General features: G+C 45.0%; 14 protein-coding genes and 2 tRNA genes. All 16 read left to right on the top strand.

From position 1 onward, the window contains the following. Nucleotides 1-78: 78 nt before the first annotated feature. The 16 genes from ftsH to vmrA all read left to right on the top strand — a co-directional run bounded on the left by ftsH (nt 79) and on the right by vmrA (nt 17,420). A complete protein-coding gene (gene ftsH, locus ACF8OV_RS01855; RefSeq protein WP_017447709.1) occupies nt 79-2,058 on the top strand; it encodes an ATP-dependent zinc metalloprotease FtsH in 1,980 nt (659 codons plus the stop codon). Nucleotides 2,059-2,110: 52 nt separating this feature from the next. Beyond that, nucleotides 2,111-2,941 carry a dihydropteroate synthase gene (folP, locus tag ACF8OV_RS01850; protein WP_021454076.1) on the top strand — a complete coding sequence of 277 codons (831 nt, stop codon included), beginning with the start codon at nt 2,111-2,113 and terminating at the stop codon, nt 2,939-2,941. Between the two features lie 19 nt (nt 2,942-2,960). Further along, entirely contained in the window at nt 2,961-4,301 is a 1,341-nt protein-coding gene (gene glmM, locus ACF8OV_RS01845) for a phosphoglucosamine mutase (protein WP_005481562.1), read from the top strand. A gap of 222 nt (nt 4,302-4,523) precedes the next feature. Further along, complete coding sequence (gene secG, locus ACF8OV_RS01840; RefSeq protein WP_005481580.1) at nt 4,524-4,862, top strand: preprotein translocase subunit SecG; 339 nt, start codon at nt 4,524-4,526, stop codon at nt 4,860-4,862. A gap of 15 nt (nt 4,863-4,877) precedes the next feature. Next, nucleotides 4,878-4,961, top strand: a tRNA-Leu gene (locus ACF8OV_RS01835). A gap of 56 nt (nt 4,962-5,017) precedes the next feature. Beyond that, a tRNA-Met gene (locus ACF8OV_RS01830) sits at nt 5,018-5,094 on the top strand. Between the two features lie 227 nt (nt 5,095-5,321). Next, complete coding sequence (gene rimP / locus ACF8OV_RS01825; RefSeq protein WP_005456065.1) at nt 5,322-5,777, top strand: ribosome maturation factor RimP; 456 nt, start codon at nt 5,322-5,324, stop codon at nt 5,775-5,777. A gap of 36 nt (nt 5,778-5,813) precedes the next feature. Continuing rightward, nucleotides 5,814-7,301, top strand: a complete 1,488-nt coding sequence (gene nusA / locus ACF8OV_RS01820) for a transcription termination factor NusA (RefSeq protein WP_203503846.1) — start codon at nt 5,814-5,816, stop codon at nt 7,299-7,301. A gap of 22 nt (nt 7,302-7,323) precedes the next feature. Further along, nucleotides 7,324-10,041 (top strand): translation initiation factor IF-2, encoded by a 2,718-nt coding sequence (gene infB, locus ACF8OV_RS01815; RefSeq protein ID WP_005481598.1) that lies wholly within the window; start codon nt 7,324-7,326, stop codon nt 10,039-10,041. Nucleotides 10,042-10,155: 114 nt separating this feature from the next. After that, nucleotides 10,156-10,551 (top strand): 30S ribosome-binding factor RbfA, encoded by a 396-nt coding sequence (rbfA, locus tag ACF8OV_RS01810; RefSeq protein WP_005456060.1) that lies wholly within the window; start codon nt 10,156-10,158, stop codon nt 10,549-10,551. Beyond that, nucleotides 10,551-11,495, top strand: a complete 945-nt coding sequence (truB, locus tag ACF8OV_RS01805) for a tRNA pseudouridine(55) synthase TruB (RefSeq protein WP_025441384.1) — start codon at nt 10,551-10,553, stop codon at nt 11,493-11,495. Before rbfA ends, truB begins: the two co-directional genes overlap by 1 nt. A gap of 150 nt (nt 11,496-11,645) precedes the next feature. Further along, nucleotides 11,646-11,915 carry a 30S ribosomal protein S15 gene (rpsO, locus tag ACF8OV_RS01800; protein ID WP_005456110.1) on the top strand — a complete coding sequence of 90 codons (270 nt, stop codon included), beginning with the start codon at nt 11,646-11,648 and terminating at the stop codon, nt 11,913-11,915. Between the two features lie 354 nt (nt 11,916-12,269). Continuing rightward, a complete protein-coding gene (pnp, locus tag ACF8OV_RS01795) occupies nt 12,270-14,405 on the top strand; it encodes a polyribonucleotide nucleotidyltransferase (protein WP_005456067.1) in 2,136 nt (711 codons plus the stop codon). A gap of 180 nt (nt 14,406-14,585) precedes the next feature. Further along, nucleotides 14,586-15,506 carry a lipoprotein NlpI gene (gene nlpI, locus ACF8OV_RS01790; RefSeq protein WP_005481586.1) on the top strand — a complete coding sequence of 307 codons (921 nt, stop codon included), beginning with the start codon at nt 14,586-14,588 and terminating at the stop codon, nt 15,504-15,506. 96 nt (nt 15,507-15,602) lie between these two features. Further along, nucleotides 15,603-16,016, top strand: a complete 414-nt coding sequence (locus ACF8OV_RS01785; RefSeq protein ID WP_024702430.1) for a MarR family winged helix-turn-helix transcriptional regulator — start codon at nt 15,603-15,605, stop codon at nt 16,014-16,016. Between the two features lie 57 nt (nt 16,017-16,073). Then, nucleotides 16,074-17,420, top strand: coding sequence for a sodium-coupled multidrug efflux MATE transporter VmrA (gene vmrA, locus ACF8OV_RS01780; protein WP_021449991.1), 1,347 nt, complete (start codon nt 16,074-16,076; stop codon nt 17,418-17,420). Nucleotides 17,421-17,464 lie beyond the last annotated feature (44 nt).

Genomic DNA, 17,464 nt, shown 5'->3' with positions numbered 1-17,464 from the left:
CTATAGCTACAGTGAGTGAACTGTAGTACCCTACCTTTAATTACAATTAGTTATCGAGAGGCTTACACCTTGAGTGACATGGCAAAAAATTTAATTCTGTGGCTTGTTATCGCTGTCGTATTGATGTCGGTATTCCAGAGCTTTGGCCCTGGAGAAAGCAATGGCAGAACCGTGGATTACACCACGTTTGTACAGGAAGTTGGCCAAGGCCAGATTCAAGAAGCAACTTTTAAAGACGGTGAAATTAGCTTTGTTCGTCGTGGCGGCGGTGCCAAAATGGTCACTTACATGCCTGTGTATGATCAGAAGCTTCTAGATGACCTAATTAACCAAAACGTGAAAGTGCAAGGTACGCCTCCTGAAGAGCAAAGCTTGCTTGGCACAATTTTCATTTCTTGGTTCCCAATGATCTTACTGATTGGTGTGTGGATTTTCTTCATGCGTCAAATGCAAGGCGGCGGCGGTAAAGGCGCTATGTCTTTCGGTAAGAGTAAAGCTCGTATGATGAGCGAAGAACAAATCAAAACCACTTTCGCTGATGTTGCAGGCTGTGACGAAGCAAAAGAAGACGTAAAAGAACTTGTTGATTACCTGCGTGATCCGAGCCGTTTCCAAAAACTGGGTGGTAAAATTCCAACTGGTGTTTTAATGGTTGGTCCTCCAGGTACGGGTAAAACGTTACTTGCAAAAGCTATCGCAGGTGAGGCAAAAGTACCGTTCTTTACTATTTCAGGTTCCGATTTCGTAGAAATGTTCGTTGGTGTTGGTGCGTCTCGTGTACGTGACATGTTCGAGCAAGCGAAGAAAGCCGCGCCTTGTATTATCTTTATCGATGAAATCGATGCTGTAGGTCGTCAGCGTGGTGCTGGTGTAGGTGGTGGTCACGATGAACGTGAGCAAACACTGAACCAAATGCTAGTAGAAATGGATGGTTTTGAGGGCAACGAAGGTATTATCGTTATTGCTGCGACCAACCGCCCAGACGTATTAGACCCTGCATTGCTACGTCCGGGTCGTTTTGACCGTCAAGTAGTTGTAGGTCTTCCTGATGTACGTGGTCGTGAACAGATTCTAAAAGTACACATGCGCAAAGTGCCATTAGCTGGTGACGTAGAGCCTTCTCTAATCGCTCGTGGTACGCCAGGTTTCTCTGGTGCTGACCTAGCAAACTTAGTTAACGAAGCTGCACTATTTGCTGCACGTGGCAACAAACGCAATGTCTCTATGGTTGAGTTTGAGCTAGCGAAAGACAAAATCATGATGGGTGCAGAGCGCCGTTCTATGGTGATGTCAGAAGAGACCAAAGAGTCAACAGCTTACCATGAAGCTGGTCACGCGATTGTTGGCCGTTTAGTACCTGAGCATGATCCTGTGTACAAAGTGTCTATCATTCCACGTGGTCGTGCACTTGGTGTAACGATGTACTTGCCAGAACAAGACCGAGTAAGTATGTCTCGTCAGCACTTAGAATCTATGATTTCAAGCCTGTATGGCGGTCGTCTTGCTGAAGAGCTAATTTACGGTCCTGAAAAAGTATCGACAGGTGCTTCCAACGACATTGAACGTGCGACTGATATTGCTCGTAAGATGGTGACACAATGGGGCTTCTCTGAAAAACTTGGTCCTCTACTTTATGCAGAAGATGAAGGTGAAGTATTCCTTGGTCGTAGCGTAACGCAGACTAAACACATGTCTGATGATACCGCTAAGCTGATCGATGATGAGGTTCGTCAAATCATCGACCGCAACTACGACCGTGCGAAAAAGATTTTGGAAGACAACATGGACATCATGCATGCGATGAAAGATGCGCTAATGAAGTATGAAACCATTGATGCTCGCCAAATTGATGATCTCATGGAACGTAAAGCGGAAATTCGTGAGCCAGCAGGCTGGGGTGATAACCCAATGAATAAGCCAAAGGATGACGATAAGCCTCAAGCAACGCCTGAAGTGAAAGAGGAAGAGAAAGCAACGGATTCTGCGAATGCCGCAGAGCAAGTTACTTCTCAAGATTCTGCTTCAAGTGAAGTTCCAGAAAAGAAAGACTCTGAATAAAGAGTGTTGATAATAATAAACCCCGAGTTAGCTCGGGGTTTTTGTATTTATTATGATTATTACAGCAAATAACAAATCTCTCGACCTTTCTCGTCCACATGTAATGGCGATTCTTAATGTTACCCCTGATTCATTTTCTGATGGTGGTAAATTCAATTCTTTAGAACTTGCTCTTGCTCAAGTTGAAAAAATGATTACCGCAGGGGTTAGCATCATTGATGTTGGTGGTGAGTCTACACGCCCTGGTGCGCCAGATGTCTCTCTAGAAGAAGAGCTGCAACGCGTTGTTCCTGTTGTAAAGGCCATCCGCGAAAAATACGATGTATGGATCTCTGTCGATACCAGTAAAGCAGAAGTAATGCGTCAGGCTATCGCTGTTGGTGCGGATCTAATTAACGATATCCGTGCGTTACAAGAACCTGGTGCACTTCAAGTTGCGGCTGCATCAAAACTACCTGTTTGCTTAATGCATATGAAGGGGCAACCTAGAACTATGCAGGAAAGCCCTCAGTACGAGAACTTGATGGATGACGTTGCTCAGTTTCTGGAAGAGCGCATAGCTGCTTGTGAAGCTGTAGGTATCAATAAGTCTCAACTTATCCTCGATCCTGGTTTTGGCTTTGGCAAAACCATTGAACACAATTATCATATGCTAGCTCATCTCGAGAAGTTTCATGAGTTCGGTCTGCCTATCTTGGCGGGCATGTCTCGTAAATCAATGATTTTCAAGCTGCTTAATAAGCCCGCAGCAGATTGCACTAACGCCAGTGTCGTTTGTGCCACGATTGCTGCCATGAAAGGCGCGCAGATCATTCGTGTTCATGATTTTGAAGAAACTATTGAAGCAATGAAAATTGTCGAAATGACGCAAAACAATATTTAAAAATAATAAAGGTAAGTTTATGTCGAATAAAAGACGTTACTTTGGTACGGACGGTGTACGCGGTAAAGTTGGACAGTACCCAATCACTCCAGACTTCGTACTTAAGCTTGGCTGGGCTGCTGGTCGTGTATTAGCAAAACAAGGCACAAAGAAAGTTATTATTGGTAAAGATACTCGTATCTCTGGTTACATGCTTGAATCTGCACTAGAAGCAGGTCTTGCTGCCGCAGGTCTGAAGGCAACTTTCACAGGTCCAATGCCGACACCTGCTGTCGCTTACTTAACGCAAACTTTCCGCGCAGAAGCGGGCATTGTGATTTCTGCATCGCATAACCCATATTACGACAACGGTATTAAATTCTTCTCATCTGAGGGCACAAAATTACCTGATGATATCGAGCTTGCTATCGAAGCTGAATTGGACAAAGACATTGAATGTGTTGAGTCTTCTGAATTGGGCAAAGCGACTCGTTTAAATGATGCTGCAGGTCGTTACATCGAGTTCTGTAAAAGCACATTCCCATCGACACTAAGTCTCTCTAACTTAAAGATCGTCGTTGATTGCGCTCATGGTGCTACCTACCATATTGCTCCAAATGTCTTCAAAGAACTTGGTGCAGATGTAATCGCGATGGGTGTTGAGCCAAATGGTATCAACATCAATGAAGAAGTCGGTGCTACAGACGTTCGCGCGCTACAAAAACGCGTTGTAGAAGAGCAAGCTCATCTTGGTCTTGCATTCGATGGTGACGGCGACCGTATCATCATGGTTGACCATTTAGGTAATAAAGTCGATGGTGACCAAATTGCTTACATCATCGCACGTGATGCTTTGCGTCGTGGTGAACTAAAAGGTGGCGTGGTTGGTACGTTGATGACTAACCTAGGTATGGAAAATGGCCTGAAGCAATTAGGCATTCCATTTGTTCGTGCAGCTGTCGGTGACCGCTATGTAATGGAGCAATTGCTGGCTAAAGGCTGGAAGATCGGTGCCGAAAACTCTGGTCACGTTATCTTGCTAGATAAAGTAACAACGGGAGACGCGATTGTTGCAGCTCTACAAGTGCTTGCTTCTGTTGTTGGTAGTGATATGTCTCTGCACGACTTGTCGCAAGGCATGACGCTTTACCCACAAGTTTTAGAAAATGTACGTTTCGCTGGTGAAAACAACCCTCTAGAAGCGCAAGCAGTACTGGCTGCTGTAGAAGAAGTTGAAGCTGAACTAGGCGATAAAGGTCGCGTTTTACTACGTAAATCAGGTACAGAGCCTTTGATTCGCGTAATGGTAGAAGGTGAAGATGCCGAGCTTGTTCAAAGCTCAGCGCTTAAGATTGCGGATGCAGTAAAAGCAAGTTGTTAATCATTGCTTTAACGTATTTAAAGAAAGAAAAGGGCAAGTTTTGCCCTTTTTTTGAGCGCTTAACCCGCCAGCATTGATTTTTTACTAATTTTCCCTTGTCAGCGTTACTTGCTTTCGCTAGTATTGCTCCGCCTCCCGTTAGGAGGTCGCTAGCCTTGTTCATTAACGATGTTTCGATATTGAACGGCGCTGGCTCAACAATTTGGAACATAGGTGGAAAAAATGTTTTCAGTTCTACTTGTGATTTACCTGTTGGCAGCGCTTGGTGTGATTGGCCTTGTGTTGATTCAACAAGGTAAAGGCGCAGATATGGGAGCCTCGTTCGGTGCTGGTGCTTCAAACACAGTGTTTGGTGCTAGTGGCTCAGGTAATTTCTTAACCCGAACAACTGCTATTTTAGCAACCGTATTTTTTGTCGTTAGCTTGCTACTTGGTCGTATGTCTACACACAAGACCGAGTCTCAATGGGTAGACCCAACATTAGGTCAACCAGTAGTTGAGCAAGTTAAAGACGCAGCGAGTGAAGTTCCAGCACCTACTGGTGATGAAATTCCTCAATAAGCTGTAAGGTTTTGTGCCGAGATGGTGAAATTGGTAGACACGCTAGCATGAGGTGCTAGTGCCTTAGGTGTGAGGGTTCGAGTCCCTCTCTCGGCACCATGTATTTACAAACTTGTAAATCACTTGTTTGCGAGTATAATGCTCAGCAAGTCGGACGCGGGGTGGAGCAGCTTGGTAGCTCGTCGGGCTCATAACCCGAAGGTCGTCGGTTCAAATCCGGCCCCCGCAACCAATCTCCTTCTTTGAATAAAGAAGTTGCAGATTGGCAAGTTTGCGTAGTGCTAACCACACTACGAGTTAAGAAAAGTAATTTTGACTATTCTTAACGTATCAGGGTCCAGCAGCATAAAACCCCGACTATCGGGGTTTTTTGTTATCTGAGTTTTTTAAATGACTCAGGTCACTGCTTGGTTTTTTGATTGGGCTCTGAGCCCTTTTTTTGTTTCTGGAGTGGTTTAAATGACTGGTTTAGAAAGACAACTTACTGAAATGCTTGAAGCGCCAGTAGAGGCATCAGGCTATGAGTTAGTTGGATTAGAATTCATTCGTGCTGGCGCGCATTCAACGTTACGCATCTACATCGACCATGAAAATGGTATTAACGTGGACGACTGTGCAGAAGTTAGCCACCAAGTAAGTGCAGTGTTAGACGTTGAAGATCCAATTTCTGTTGCTTACAGCCTAGAAGTGTCTTCTCCAGGTTTAGAAAGACCACTATTCAAAGCAGCACATTACGAGCAATTTATTGGTCACGAGGTCAGCATCGTTTTGAAAATGGCTGTAGCAAACCGTCGTAAGTGGAAAGGCATTATCCACGGCGTGGATGGCGAAACAGTGACAGTTACTGTTGAAGGTCAGCAAGAAGAGTTTGCTTTAAGTAACATTTCAAAAGCTAACCTGATCCCTAAATTTTAGGTCCCTAAAAAAGTTTAAGCTTAGAGGCTAAATACAATGAGTAAAGAAATTTTAGCGGTAGCAGAAGCGGTATCGAACGAAAAAGCGGTACCTCGTGAGCGTATCTTTGAAGCTCTTGAGATTGCTCTAGCGACTTCTACAAAGAAAAAGTACGAAATCGAAATCGACGTTCGTGTTGCTATTGACCGTAAAACTGGTGAGTTTGTAACTTACCGTCGTTGGTTGGTTGTTGACCAAGTAGAAAGCCCAACGAAAGAGATCTCTCTAGAAGCTGCTCAATATGAAGATGATTCAGTTGAGCTAGGCGATTACGTAGAAGATGAAATCGAATCAGTAACGTTTGACCGTATTACGACTCAAACGGCTAAGCAAGTTATTGTACAAAAAGTTCGTGAAGCTGAACGTGCACAAATCGTTGAGCAGTTTATCGACAACGAAGGTGATCTAATCACTGGTGTTGTTAAGAAGGTAAACCGCGACACAATCGTTCTTGACTTAGGTAACAACGCAGAAGCGGTAATCCTACGTGATGACCAACTTCCTCGTGAAAATTTCCGTCCAGGTGACCGTGTACGTGGTCTTCTGTACAAAGTTGCTCCAGAAGCGCGTGGTTTCCAATTGTTTATCACTCGTTCTAAGCCTGAAATGCTTGAAGAACTATTCCGTGTAGAAGTTCCTGAGATCGCTGAAGAAATCATCGAACTGAAAGGTGCTGCTCGTGATCCTGGTTCTCGCGCTAAGATCGCAGTGAAAACAAATGACAAACGTATTGACCCTGTTGGTGCGTGTGTTGGTATGCGTGGCGCACGTGTACAAGCTGTTTCTGGTGAGCTTGGTGGTGAGCGTATCGATATCGTGCTTTGGGATGATAACCCAGCGCAATTCGTTATCAACGCAATGGCTCCAGCAGACGTAGCTTCTATCATCGTGGATGAAGATGCACACTCAATGGACATCGCAGTTGAAGCCGACAACCTAGCACAGGCTATCGGTCGTAACGGTCAGAACGTACGTTTAGCATCTCAGCTAACGGGTTGGGAGCTGAACGTAATGACAGTTGCAGATCTTCAGAAGAAACACGCTGAAGAATCACAAGCGTCTATCGAAAACTTCATGAAGTACCTAGACATCGAAGAAGACTTTGCTCAGCTGCTTGTTGAAGAAGGCTTCTCTACTCTAGAAGAAATCGCATACGTTCCAGTTAACGAGCTTCTAGAAATCGACGGCCTAAACGAAGAGCTTGTAGAAGAGCTACGTGGTCGTTCGAAAGACGCGCTAACAACAATTGCATTAGCACAAGAAGAATCTTTTGAAGGTCTAGAGCCTGCAGACGATCTACTAGGTCTTGAAGGTCTAGAGCGCGAAATGGCATTCAAACTGGCAGCTAAAGGTGTAGCGACACTGGAAGATCTAGCTGACCAAGGCATTGACGATTTAGAAGGTATCGAAGGCCTGACCGAAGAACGTGCAGGCGAGCTAATTATGGCCGCACGTAACATCTGTTGGTTCGGCGAAGAAGCATAATTTCGGCAAGGAGGAAAGCGGCATGACACAATTAACAGTTAAAGCACTGAGTGATGAGATTGGTACGCCAGTCGACCGCTTGATTGAACAACTTGCTGACGCTGGCATGAAAAAGGCGAGCTCTGACAATGTAACTGATGAAGAGAAGCAAAAGCTTCTCTCTCATCTAAAGAAAGAACACGGTGATAAATCTGGTGATGCAGAGCCGACTCGCCTAACGCTTCAGCGTAAAACTCGTAGTACACTTAGTGTGAATGCGGGTGGTGGTAAGAGTAAGAATGTTCAGGTTGAGGTGCGCAAAAAACGTACATACGTGAAGCGTAGCACAATTGAAGATGAAGCTAAGCGCGAAGCAGAAGAAGTAGCAAAACGTGAAGCAGAAGAAGCAGCAAAACGCGTAGCAGAGGAAACTGCTAAGCGTGAAGCTGAAGAAGCTGCAAAACGTGAAGCTGAAGATGCTGTAAAACGTGAAGCGGAAGAAAAAGCGAAACGCGAAGCTGAAGAAAAAGCGAAGCGCGACGCAGATACGAATGCACAACGTAATGCTGAAGAAAAAGCAAAACGTGATGCTGAAGAGAAAATTAAGCAAGAAGCAGCGCGAAAAGAGGCCGACGAGCTTAAACGTCGTCAGGAAGAAGAAGCTAAGCGTAAGGCTGAAGAGGAAAGTCAGCGCAAGCTTGAGGAAGCTCGCGAATTGGCTGAAAAGAATAAAGAGCGTTGGTCTGCTGCAGAAGAGAAAAAGGGTGATATGGAAGATACAGATTACCATGTAACGACTTCACAATACGCACGTGAAGCCGAAGATGAAGCAGATCGCAAAGAAGAAGCCGGTCGTCGTAATAAGAAGAAGAAAAAACCTTCGACTAAAGACGAGCAGGCACGCAATAGCGGTCGTAGCCAACGTGGCGGTAAAGGCGGCCGTAAAGGTAAGCTAGCTAAACCAACATCAATGCAGCACGGCTTTGATAAGTCGGCGACTGTTGCTAAGCAAGATGTTGTGATTGGCGAAACAATTGTTCTTTCAGAACTTGCTAACAAGATGTCGGTTAAAGCGACAGAAGTTATCAAAGTGATGATGAAGATGGGCGCTATGGCGACTATCAACCAAGTGATCGACCAAGAAACAGCACAGCTTGTTGCTGAAGAAATGGGTCACAAAGTTGTTCTTCGTAAAGAGAACGAACTGGAAGAAGCAGTACTATCTGACCGCGATACTAATGCTGAATCAGTACCTCGTGCTCCAGTTGTAACGATCATGGGTCACGTTGACCACGGTAAAACGTCAACACTTGACTACATCCGTCGTACACACGTTGCTTCAGGCGAAGCGGGTGGTATTACACAGCACATCGGTGCTTACCACGTTGAAACTGAAAACGGTATGATCACGTTCCTTGATACTCCTGGACACGCGGCGTTTACTGCTATGCGTGCTCGTGGTGCTCAAGCGACAGATATCGTTGTTCTTGTAGTTGCAGCAGATGATGGCGTAATGCCACAAACAGTAGAAGCGATCCAGCACGCGAAAGCGGCAGGCGTTCCTTTGATTGTTGCTGTGAACAAGATCGATAAAGAAGATGCGAACCCAGACAACGTTAAGAATGAGCTAGCTCAATACGACGTAATCCCTGAAGAATGGGGCGGTGAGAACATGTTCGTTCACATCTCTGCAAAACAGGGTACAAACATTGATGGTCTGCTAGAAGCAATCCTTCTTCAATCTGAAGTTCTAGAACTTACAGCTGTGAAAGAAGGAATGGCGTCTGGTGTGGTAGTTGAATCTCGTCTTGATAAAGGTCGTGGTCCAGTTGCTACAGTACTAGTTCAATCTGGTACGCTACATAAAGGCGACATCGTACTTTGTGGTCAAGAGTACGGCCGTGTTCGTGCAATGCGCGACGAACTAGGTCAAGAAATCACAGAAGCAGGCCCGTCTATTCCTGTAGAGATCCTTGGTCTTTCAGGTGTGCCAGCTTCAGGTGACGAAGCTACAGTAGTACGTGATGAACGTAAAGCGCGTGAAGTTGCTAACTACCGTGCTGGTAAGTTCCGTGAAGTGAAACTTGCTCGTCAGCAGAAATCTAAACTAGAGAACATGTTCTCTAACATGACTGCCGGTGAAGTCGCAGAGCTTAACGTTGTACTTAAAGCTGACGTTCAAGGTTCTGTAGAAGCTATCGCAGACTCACTACTGAAACTATCGACTGACGAAGTGAAAGTGAACATCGTTGGTTCTGGTGTTGGTGGTATTACTGAGACTGACGTAGTACTAGCAGAAGCTTCAAACGCAATCATTCTTGGCTTTAACGTACGTGCTGATGCATCTGCTCGTCGTGCAGTTGAAGCCGCAGCAGTTGACCTACGTTACTACTCAATCATTTACCAATTGATTGACGAAGTGAAACAGGCAATGGGCGGTATGCTTGCTCCAGAATTCAAGCAAGAGATCATTGGTCTTGCTGAAGTTCGTGACGTATTTAAGTCACCGAAACTGGGCGCAATCGCTGGCTGTATGGTTACTGAAGGTCTAATTAAGCGCAACAACCCTATCCGTGTTCTACGTGATAACGTTGTTATTTACGAAGGTGAACTAGAGTCACTACGTCGCTTTAAAGATGACGTTCAAGAAGTTAAGAATGGCTACGAATGTGGTATCGGCGTTAAGAACTACAATGACGTTCGCGTTGGTGACCAAATCGAAGTATTCGAAATCGTTGAAATTCAACGTACTCTAGACTAATTGACTAAAATTACTCATATTATCTTTGATAGATAAGTAGTAATTGGTTGTTGAATACACCATGGGGGGCTGGCTTTGACCAACCCCCCATTCTTTCTATATAAGAGAAAAGATATGTCAAAAGAATTTAGCCGCACGCAGCGTGTTGCACAGCAGCTGCAAAAAGAATTAGCAATGATCCTTCAACGTGAAGTTCGTGATTCACGTTTGGGTATGGTTACCATTTCCGATGTGGAAGTCTCTCGTGACCTTGCTTACGCAAAAGTGTTCGTGACTTTCCTATGTGTAGGTGAGCAAACACCAGAATCATGCCTAGCGGCACTACGTGAGCATGAAGTTCACATTCGCATGATGCTTGGTAAGCGTATTCGTCTGCGTCTAACTCCAGAAATCCGCTTCTACTACGACAACACGCTCGTAGAAGGTATGCGTATGTCTAACCTAGTAACCGAAGTGGTTAACTCAGACAAGCAGAAGCAAAAGAACTCTGGCCGTGAGGACGAAGAATAATGGCCCGTCGTCGTAAAGGTCGTCCAATTAATGGTGTTATCTTGTTGGATAAACCAACAGGTATCTCTTCCAATGATGCACTGCAAAAAGTAAAGCGAATCTACTTTGCTGAGAAAGCGGGTCACACTGGTGCGTTGGACCCTCTAGCGACGGGTATGTTGCCGATCTGTTTAGGTGAAGCAACCAAGTTTTCTCAGTTCCTACTGGATTCAGACAAACGCTATCGCGTGATCGCAAAACTTGGCGAACGTACTAACACTTCAGACTCTGATGGTGAAGTGGTAGAAACGCGTCCAGTAGATGTGACTCTCGAGAAACTAGAAGCGAGTATCGAGAAGTTCCGTGGCGAATCTGACCAAGTGCCTTCGATGTTTTCTGCTTTGAAGTATCAAGGCAAACCTCTGTACGAGTACGCTCGTAAAGGTATCGAAGTTCCACGTGAGTCTCGTAAAATTACGGTATACGAAATCATTCTTCACCGTTTTGAAGGTGATGAAGTTGAGATGGAGGTGCACTGTTCAAAAGGCACTTACATTCGTACTATCGTCGATGACTTAGGCGAAATGCTCGGTTGTGGTGCTCACGTAACTATGCTGCGCCGCACAGCTGTAGCCAAGTACCCTTACGAGAAAATGGTGACTCTTGAGCAGCTTAATGAGCTGCTTGAGCAAGCTCATCGTGAAGAAATCGCTCCTCGCGAGTTGCTCGATCCACTGCTTATGCCAATGGACACTGCAGTCGAAGACTTACCAGAAGTAAACCTAATTCCTGAATTAGCGGATATGGTTCAGCATGGCCAACCGGTTCAAGTATTAGGTGCACCAGAGCAGGGGCCTCTGCGCCTGACTATGGGCGAAGAGCGTTTGTTTATCGGTGTTGGTGAAATGAACGATGATGGTAAGATCGCACCAAAACGTTTAGTCGTTTTCCGCGACGAAGAGTAATCTCTATCTCACTTGAAAAATACCGGCATTTAAGCCGGTATTTTTATATTGCGCCTATAAGCAAACTTCCTTATAATTCGCGCTTCTCGTGTCGGCTGAATCAGAGATTGGCTGGCACAAACATTAACTTACTCTTATTAGGAGAGAATTATGTCTCTGAATGCAGAAACTAAAGCAGCAATCGTTGCAGAATACGCACAATCTGAAGGCGACACTGGTTCACCAGAAGTTCAAGTAGCTCTACTTACAGCTTCTATCAACCACCTACAAGGTCACTTCAAAGCTCACAAAGGCGATCACCACAGCCGTCGTGGTCTTCTACGTATGGTTTCTCGCCGTCGTAAGCTTCTAGATTACCTAAAAGGTAAAGATCTAGCTCGCTACCAAGACCTAATCAAGCGTCTAGGCCTACGTCGCTAATAAGCGACTGCATAGCAGTTTGTCAAAAAAGGGGCTTTATGCCCCTTTTTTGTTGCCCCTAATTTATTTTTTGACTGCTATAGCTTAGCCAAATCATCCTTAAGCCGTTATAATACTGGCGGCTTAATCTTTTGATACCGTTTTAGATGAGTGATTAGTCGCTGATTAGTCTGGTATATTAGATTTTTATTAAACTCATAGCATTACAGTCAACCTCGTCGACCAAAAGGTCGCGGCTATTAAAAAGAAATTTAGGTAAGTTTCTTTTCACTAGTCGCGATTCGTAATGCCTTGAGTGTTTATTAACACACCTAAGCGGCTATTTATCGGTGCGCTTAGAAACAAGGAATAACAATGTTCGAAAAACCAGTTGTTAAAACGTTCCAGTACGGTAACCACACGGTTACTCTAGAAACTGGCGTTATCGCACGTCAAGCTACAGCAGCAGTTATGGTTACAATGGACGATACAGCAGTATTCGTATCAGTTGTTGGTAAAAAAGAAGCAGTAGCGGGTCAAGATTTCTTCCCACTAACTGTAAACTACCAAGAGCGTACTTACGCCGCAGGTAAAATCCCAGGTGGCTTCTTCAAACGTGAAGGTCGTCCATCTGAAGGCGAAACGCTAACAGCTCGTCTAATCGACCGTCCAATCCGTCCACTATTCCCGGACGCGTTCAAAAATGAAGTGCAAGTTATTGCAACGGTTGTATCTGTAAACCCAGACGTTCAACCAGATATCCCAACAATGATTGGTACATCTGCGGCTCTTGCTATCTCTGGTATTCCATTCAATGGTCCTATCGGTGCTGCGCGTGTTGGTCACATCGATGGTCAGCTAGTTCTTAACCCTAGCCAAACTGAGCTAAACGCATCGCGTCTAGACCTAGTGGTTGCAGGTACAGAGTCTGCGGTACTAATGGTTGAGTCAGAAGCTGACAACCTAACTGAAGAAGAAATGCTAGCAGCAGTTGTGTTCGGTCACGATCAACAGCAAGTTGTAATCAACGCTATCAACGAGTTCAAAGCTGAAGTTGCTACTCCAGCTTGGGATTGGGTTGCTCCAGAAGAAAATACAGCACTTAAGACTAAGATTGCTGAACTTGCTGAAGCTAAGCTTGTTGAGGCTTACCAAATCACTGAGAAAATGGCTCGTTACGACCGCATCCATGAGATTGCAGCAGAAGTAAACGAAGCACTGCTTGCTCAAGATCCTGAAGCGGATACTAAAGAAATCCACACAATCTTCCACGATCTAGAGAAGACTGTTGTGCGTCGTAGCATCATCGCGGGTAACCCTCGTATCGATGGTCGTGAGAAAGACATGGTTCGTGCGCTAGACGTACGCACTGGTGTTCTTCCACGTACACACGGCTCTGCACTGTTCACTCGTGGTGAAACTCAGGCCCTAGTTACTGCGACTCTAGGTACTCAACGTGATGCACAAATCATCGATGAGCTAACTGGTGAGCGTAAAGATCACTTCCTACTACACTACAACTTCCCTCCATACTGTGTGGGTGAGACTGGTTTCGTAGGTTCTCCTAAGCGTCGTGAAATCGGCCACGGTAAACTGGCTAAGCGTGGTATTGCAGCTGTAATGCCATCTGTTGACGAGTTCCCATACACAGTTCGCGTTGTATCAGAAATCACGGAATCGAACGGTTCATCTTCAATGGCGTCTGTATGTGGTACATCTCTAGCACTTATGGATGCTGGTGTGCCAATCAAAGCATCTGTTGCGGGTATCGCGATGGGTCTTGTGAAAGAAGGCGATGACTTTGTTGTTCTTTCTGACATCCTTGGCGACGAAGACCACCTAGGTGACATGGACTTTAAAGTAGCAGGTACTAGCACTGGTGTTACTGCACTTCAAATGGACATCAAGATCGAAGGTATCACTAAAGAGATCATGCAAATTGCGCTTAACCAAGCACAAGGCGCACGTAAGCACATCCTATCTGTAATGGATGAAGCGCTTGCTGGTGCTCGTGACGATATCTCTGAGTTCGCTCCACGTATCCATACAATGAAGATCAGCGCAGAGAAGATCAAAGACGTTATCGGTAAAGGTGGTGCAGTTATCCGTGCTCTAACTGAAGAGACTGGTACAACTATCGAAATCGAAGACGACGGTACAATCAAGATTGCAGCAACTGAAGGTGCAGCAGCGAAAGAAGCTATCCGCCGTATCGAAGAGATCACTGCTGAAGTTGAAGTAGGCCGTATCTACACTGGTAAAGTTGCTCGTCTAGCTGACTTTGGTGCGTTTGTAACGGTTCTACCAGGTAAAGATGGTCTAGTACACATTTCTCAAATCGCTGAAAAACGCGTTGAGAAAGTGTCTGACTACCTGACTGAAGGTCAAGAAGTTCAAGTTAAAGTTCTTGAAATCGACCGTCAAGGCCGTGTACGTCTAAGCATGAAAGAAGCGGTAGAGAAGCCTGCTGAAGAAGCAGCGGCAGAAGCACCAGCAGCGAAAGAAGAGTAATCTGAAACTCGCCTTTCGGTCTTTTATTAGCTTAAGAGCCTGAAAGCATGCTATAAAGGGGAGCATTTTCGCTCCCTTTTTTTTGGCCTGTTTCGAGGAGTTTGACCTCAAATGAGGTTATTTATCCTATAGTGCATTAAGGAAACAGACCCAAGGCGGTCCAAACAGGAGTATCAATTAGTGAAATGGTTTCAAACCGCAAGTTTATGTGTTGCTATCGCGCTGACCGGTTGTGCAAATACTTCTCAGCATTCAGCTCTGAAGTGGCTTTACCCACCAATGGCTGTGCCTTTACAACCGAGCGTTCAACAAGAAGTTCAAATTGCGCGTTTATCACAACTACTGCAGCGCCCTGATCTCAGCGATGAAGTGCGTGCCAAAATGCACTATGAACGTGGTAATTACTACGACAGTGTTGGCTTGCGTGACCTTGCTCGTTTGGATTTCAACCAATCATTGCAGTTGAACCCAGCTCAGCCAGATATATTTAATCTTCTCGGCGTTTACTTTACTCAGGTTGGAGAGTTTGATGCGGCATACGAAGCATTTGATTCAACACTCGAACTTGCACCAGATAACTCTTACGCAGAGCGCAATCGGGCGATAGCGCTATACTACGGCGGTCGTATTGATTTGGCCTTGGAAGATATGACCAAGCATTATCAAGAGATGCCAAGCGATCCATTTCGCGCATTGTGGTTATACATCATTGAAGCGGATCAAAACCCTGAGCAAGCAAAAGCAAACCTTCAGCAGCGTTACCAACAAGATCGCAGTGAAGAATGGGGTTGGGTGTTAGTCGCTCTTATGCTACGCGATGTTTCTGATGAAGCGGCTCTTGCTGCGATTATGGATGGGACGCGAGAAAACTATCGCCTTGCTCAGCGATTGACGGAAACCTATTTTTATCTCGGTAAACGTCATCAATTGGAAGGTGACATCGCCAGCGCGATTTCGTTGTATAAGCTCGCCATTTCGTTGAATGTGTACGAGTACGTTGAGCATCGTTACTCTTTCTTGGAGTTAGCACAAATTTATGACCAACTTCAGCAAGATAGGTTGGCCAAGCTAAAAGCCGCCGAGCAACAAGAACAACAATAATAATAAAGCCGCTTCCATAAGCGGCTTTTTTACGCTTGATGATTGAGATAACTCGCTTTAGAATAGTTAGCCTTGCTAACTAATTGGTGAATCTTTATGGCTTTAGAAGAGAGTTTGATCGATTTGGAGCGTTTTTGCGCCAAAGCTTGGCGTGTTTACGCTAAAGAAGATCCATTGTCTCATCTTAGCTTTAACGAATTTGATTACTTACGCGTAATTCAGGTGTTTCCTGAAGGCGTTCGTATTACTGATCTTGCTGACGAGTTACAGGTAACCAAACCTTCTGCCTCCAATATGGTGGTGCGTTTAGAAAAGAAAGGGTTAGTGAAGCGTATTGCTTGCAATGAAGATGCTCGCGCAAAGCGTGTCTTATTGACGGAAGAGGTCGCTGAAAAAATGTCTTTAGAACAAATTGTTTATAAGGATATTTCGGATCAAATGATGCTAAAGCTAAACGAACAAGAAGCCAAACAATTGCAGTCGCTACTCAATAAAGCGCTTGGAAATTAATTCAAAAATTCATTTATTTAACTATTTAGTTAGCTTTGCTAACTATTGGTGAGAATCATGCAAAACTCCATTTATAAACAGTTTTGGAAATATACCATTCCAACTGTCGCAGCCATGTTGGTCAATGGGCTGTACCAAGTCGTCGACGGTATTTTTATTGGCCGTTACGTTGGCGCTGACGGATTGGCGGGCATCAATGTTGCTTGGCCAGTGATTGGTAGCATTCTGGGAATAGGGATGATGGTTGGTGTGGGAACGGGAGCCCTGACTTCCATCAAGCAAGGAGAGCAAGATCAACAAGGTGCGAAACGGGTCTTAACCACAGGCTTGCTATTTTTGTTGGCCTTGATGCCTATTGTCGCAACGATTCTGTTTTTCTTTGCTGATGACTTTATTCGTTGGCAAGGCGCTCAGGGGCGAGTGTATGAGTTGGGCTTGCAATATCTCCAGATACTAATCGTCGCGTGTATTTTTTCACTTGGCTCTATTGCGGTTCCATTCTTGCTACGTAACGACAACAGCCCTAACTTAGCCACAATTTTGATGGTGATAGGTGCAATCATTAACATTGTGTTGGACTATGTTTTCATTGCTTGGATGAATTGGGAGCTAACAGGAGCGGCTATTGCGACCGCATTGGCACAGATGGTTGTCACCGTGCTAGGTGTGGGCTACTTCTTCTCTTCTAAAGCGAAGTTACGTCTAACATTTAGAGAGTTGAAAGTGCAATTGGATGCTATTCCTAAAATTGTGCTTATCGGGACATCCAGCTTTTTTATGTACGCTTATGGATCTACGATGGTAGCTCTGCACAACGCATTATTCGCACAATACGGCAGCCCGCTTTTGATCGGCGCTTACGCCATTTTAGGTTATATTGTGACGGTATATTACCTCGTGGCGGAAGGCATTGCCAATGGTATGCAGCCTTTGGTGAGCTACAACCATGGCGCACGAAATCAAGATAACATTCGTAAGTTGCTACAAATTGCTATGGGGGCATCGGTTTTAGGTGGTGTTGTGTTCGTGGTATTGATGAACCTTTTCCCGTACCAGCTCGTATCCGTCTTTAATGACGCGGATCAGCAGCTTATCGAAAGTGCTGTGGTGGGAATTCGTCTCCACATGTTCGCACTGTTTCTGGATGGTTTCTTAGTGGTAGCAGGGGCTTACTATCAATCGGTCAACAAAGGCAGTAAGGCGATGTTTGTGACGGTAGGTAATATGCTTATTCAACTGCCGTTCTTGTTCATCATGCCAAAACTGTTGGGTGTGACAGGCATTTGGATTGCATTCCCGCTATCCAACATTGCGTTAAGTCTGGTTGTGATGAGTATGCTTTGGCGTGATATCAAAAAGTTGATGGTGGATAGGCCAGTAGAACCGAGCATCCAAGCGTCTTAAGTTGGTAGCAGAAAAGCGAGGCTAGTGCCTCGCTTTTTACTTTG

The sequence above is a fragment of the Vibrio sp. GLN_1 genome (assembly GCF_043106015.1).
GTDB lineage: Bacteria > Pseudomonadota > Gammaproteobacteria > Enterobacterales > Vibrionaceae > Vibrio > Vibrio parahaemolyticus.
This window is presented reverse-complemented; position numbering and strand designations above follow the sequence as displayed.

What these genes read in the sequence shown, in the direction of transcription:
- folP (WP_021454076.1), top strand. Translation starts at nt 2,111, where the DNA reads ATGATTATTACAGCAAATAACAAATCTCTCGACCTTTCTCGTCCACAT.
- ftsH (WP_017447709.1), top strand. Translation starts at nt 79, where the DNA reads ATGGCAAAAAATTTAATTCTGTGGCTTGTTATCGCTGTCGTATTGATG.
- truB (WP_025441384.1), top strand. Translation starts at nt 10,551, where the DNA reads ATGGCCCGTCGTCGTAAAGGTCGTCCAATTAATGGTGTTATCTTGTTG.
- nusA (WP_203503846.1), top strand. Translation starts at nt 5,814, where the DNA reads ATGAGTAAAGAAATTTTAGCGGTAGCAGAAGCGGTATCGAACGAAAAA.
- rpsO (WP_005456110.1), top strand. Translation starts at nt 11,646, where the DNA reads ATGTCTCTGAATGCAGAAACTAAAGCAGCAATCGTTGCAGAATACGCA.
- infB (WP_005481598.1), top strand. Translation starts at nt 7,324, where the DNA reads ATGACACAATTAACAGTTAAAGCACTGAGTGATGAGATTGGTACGCCA.
- pnp (WP_005456067.1), top strand. Translation starts at nt 12,270, where the DNA reads ATGTTCGAAAAACCAGTTGTTAAAACGTTCCAGTACGGTAACCACACG.
- secG (WP_005481580.1), top strand. Translation starts at nt 4,524, where the DNA reads ATGTTTTCAGTTCTACTTGTGATTTACCTGTTGGCAGCGCTTGGTGTG.
- glmM (WP_005481562.1), top strand. Translation starts at nt 2,961, where the DNA reads ATGTCGAATAAAAGACGTTACTTTGGTACGGACGGTGTACGCGGTAAA.
- rbfA (WP_005456060.1), top strand. Translation starts at nt 10,156, where the DNA reads ATGTCAAAAGAATTTAGCCGCACGCAGCGTGTTGCACAGCAGCTGCAA.
- rimP (WP_005456065.1), top strand. Translation starts at nt 5,322, where the DNA reads ATGACTGGTTTAGAAAGACAACTTACTGAAATGCTTGAAGCGCCAGTA.
- vmrA (WP_021449991.1), top strand. Translation starts at nt 16,074, where the DNA reads ATGCAAAACTCCATTTATAAACAGTTTTGGAAATATACCATTCCAACT.
- ACF8OV_RS01785 (WP_024702430.1), top strand. Translation starts at nt 15,603, where the DNA reads ATGGCTTTAGAAGAGAGTTTGATCGATTTGGAGCGTTTTTGCGCCAAA.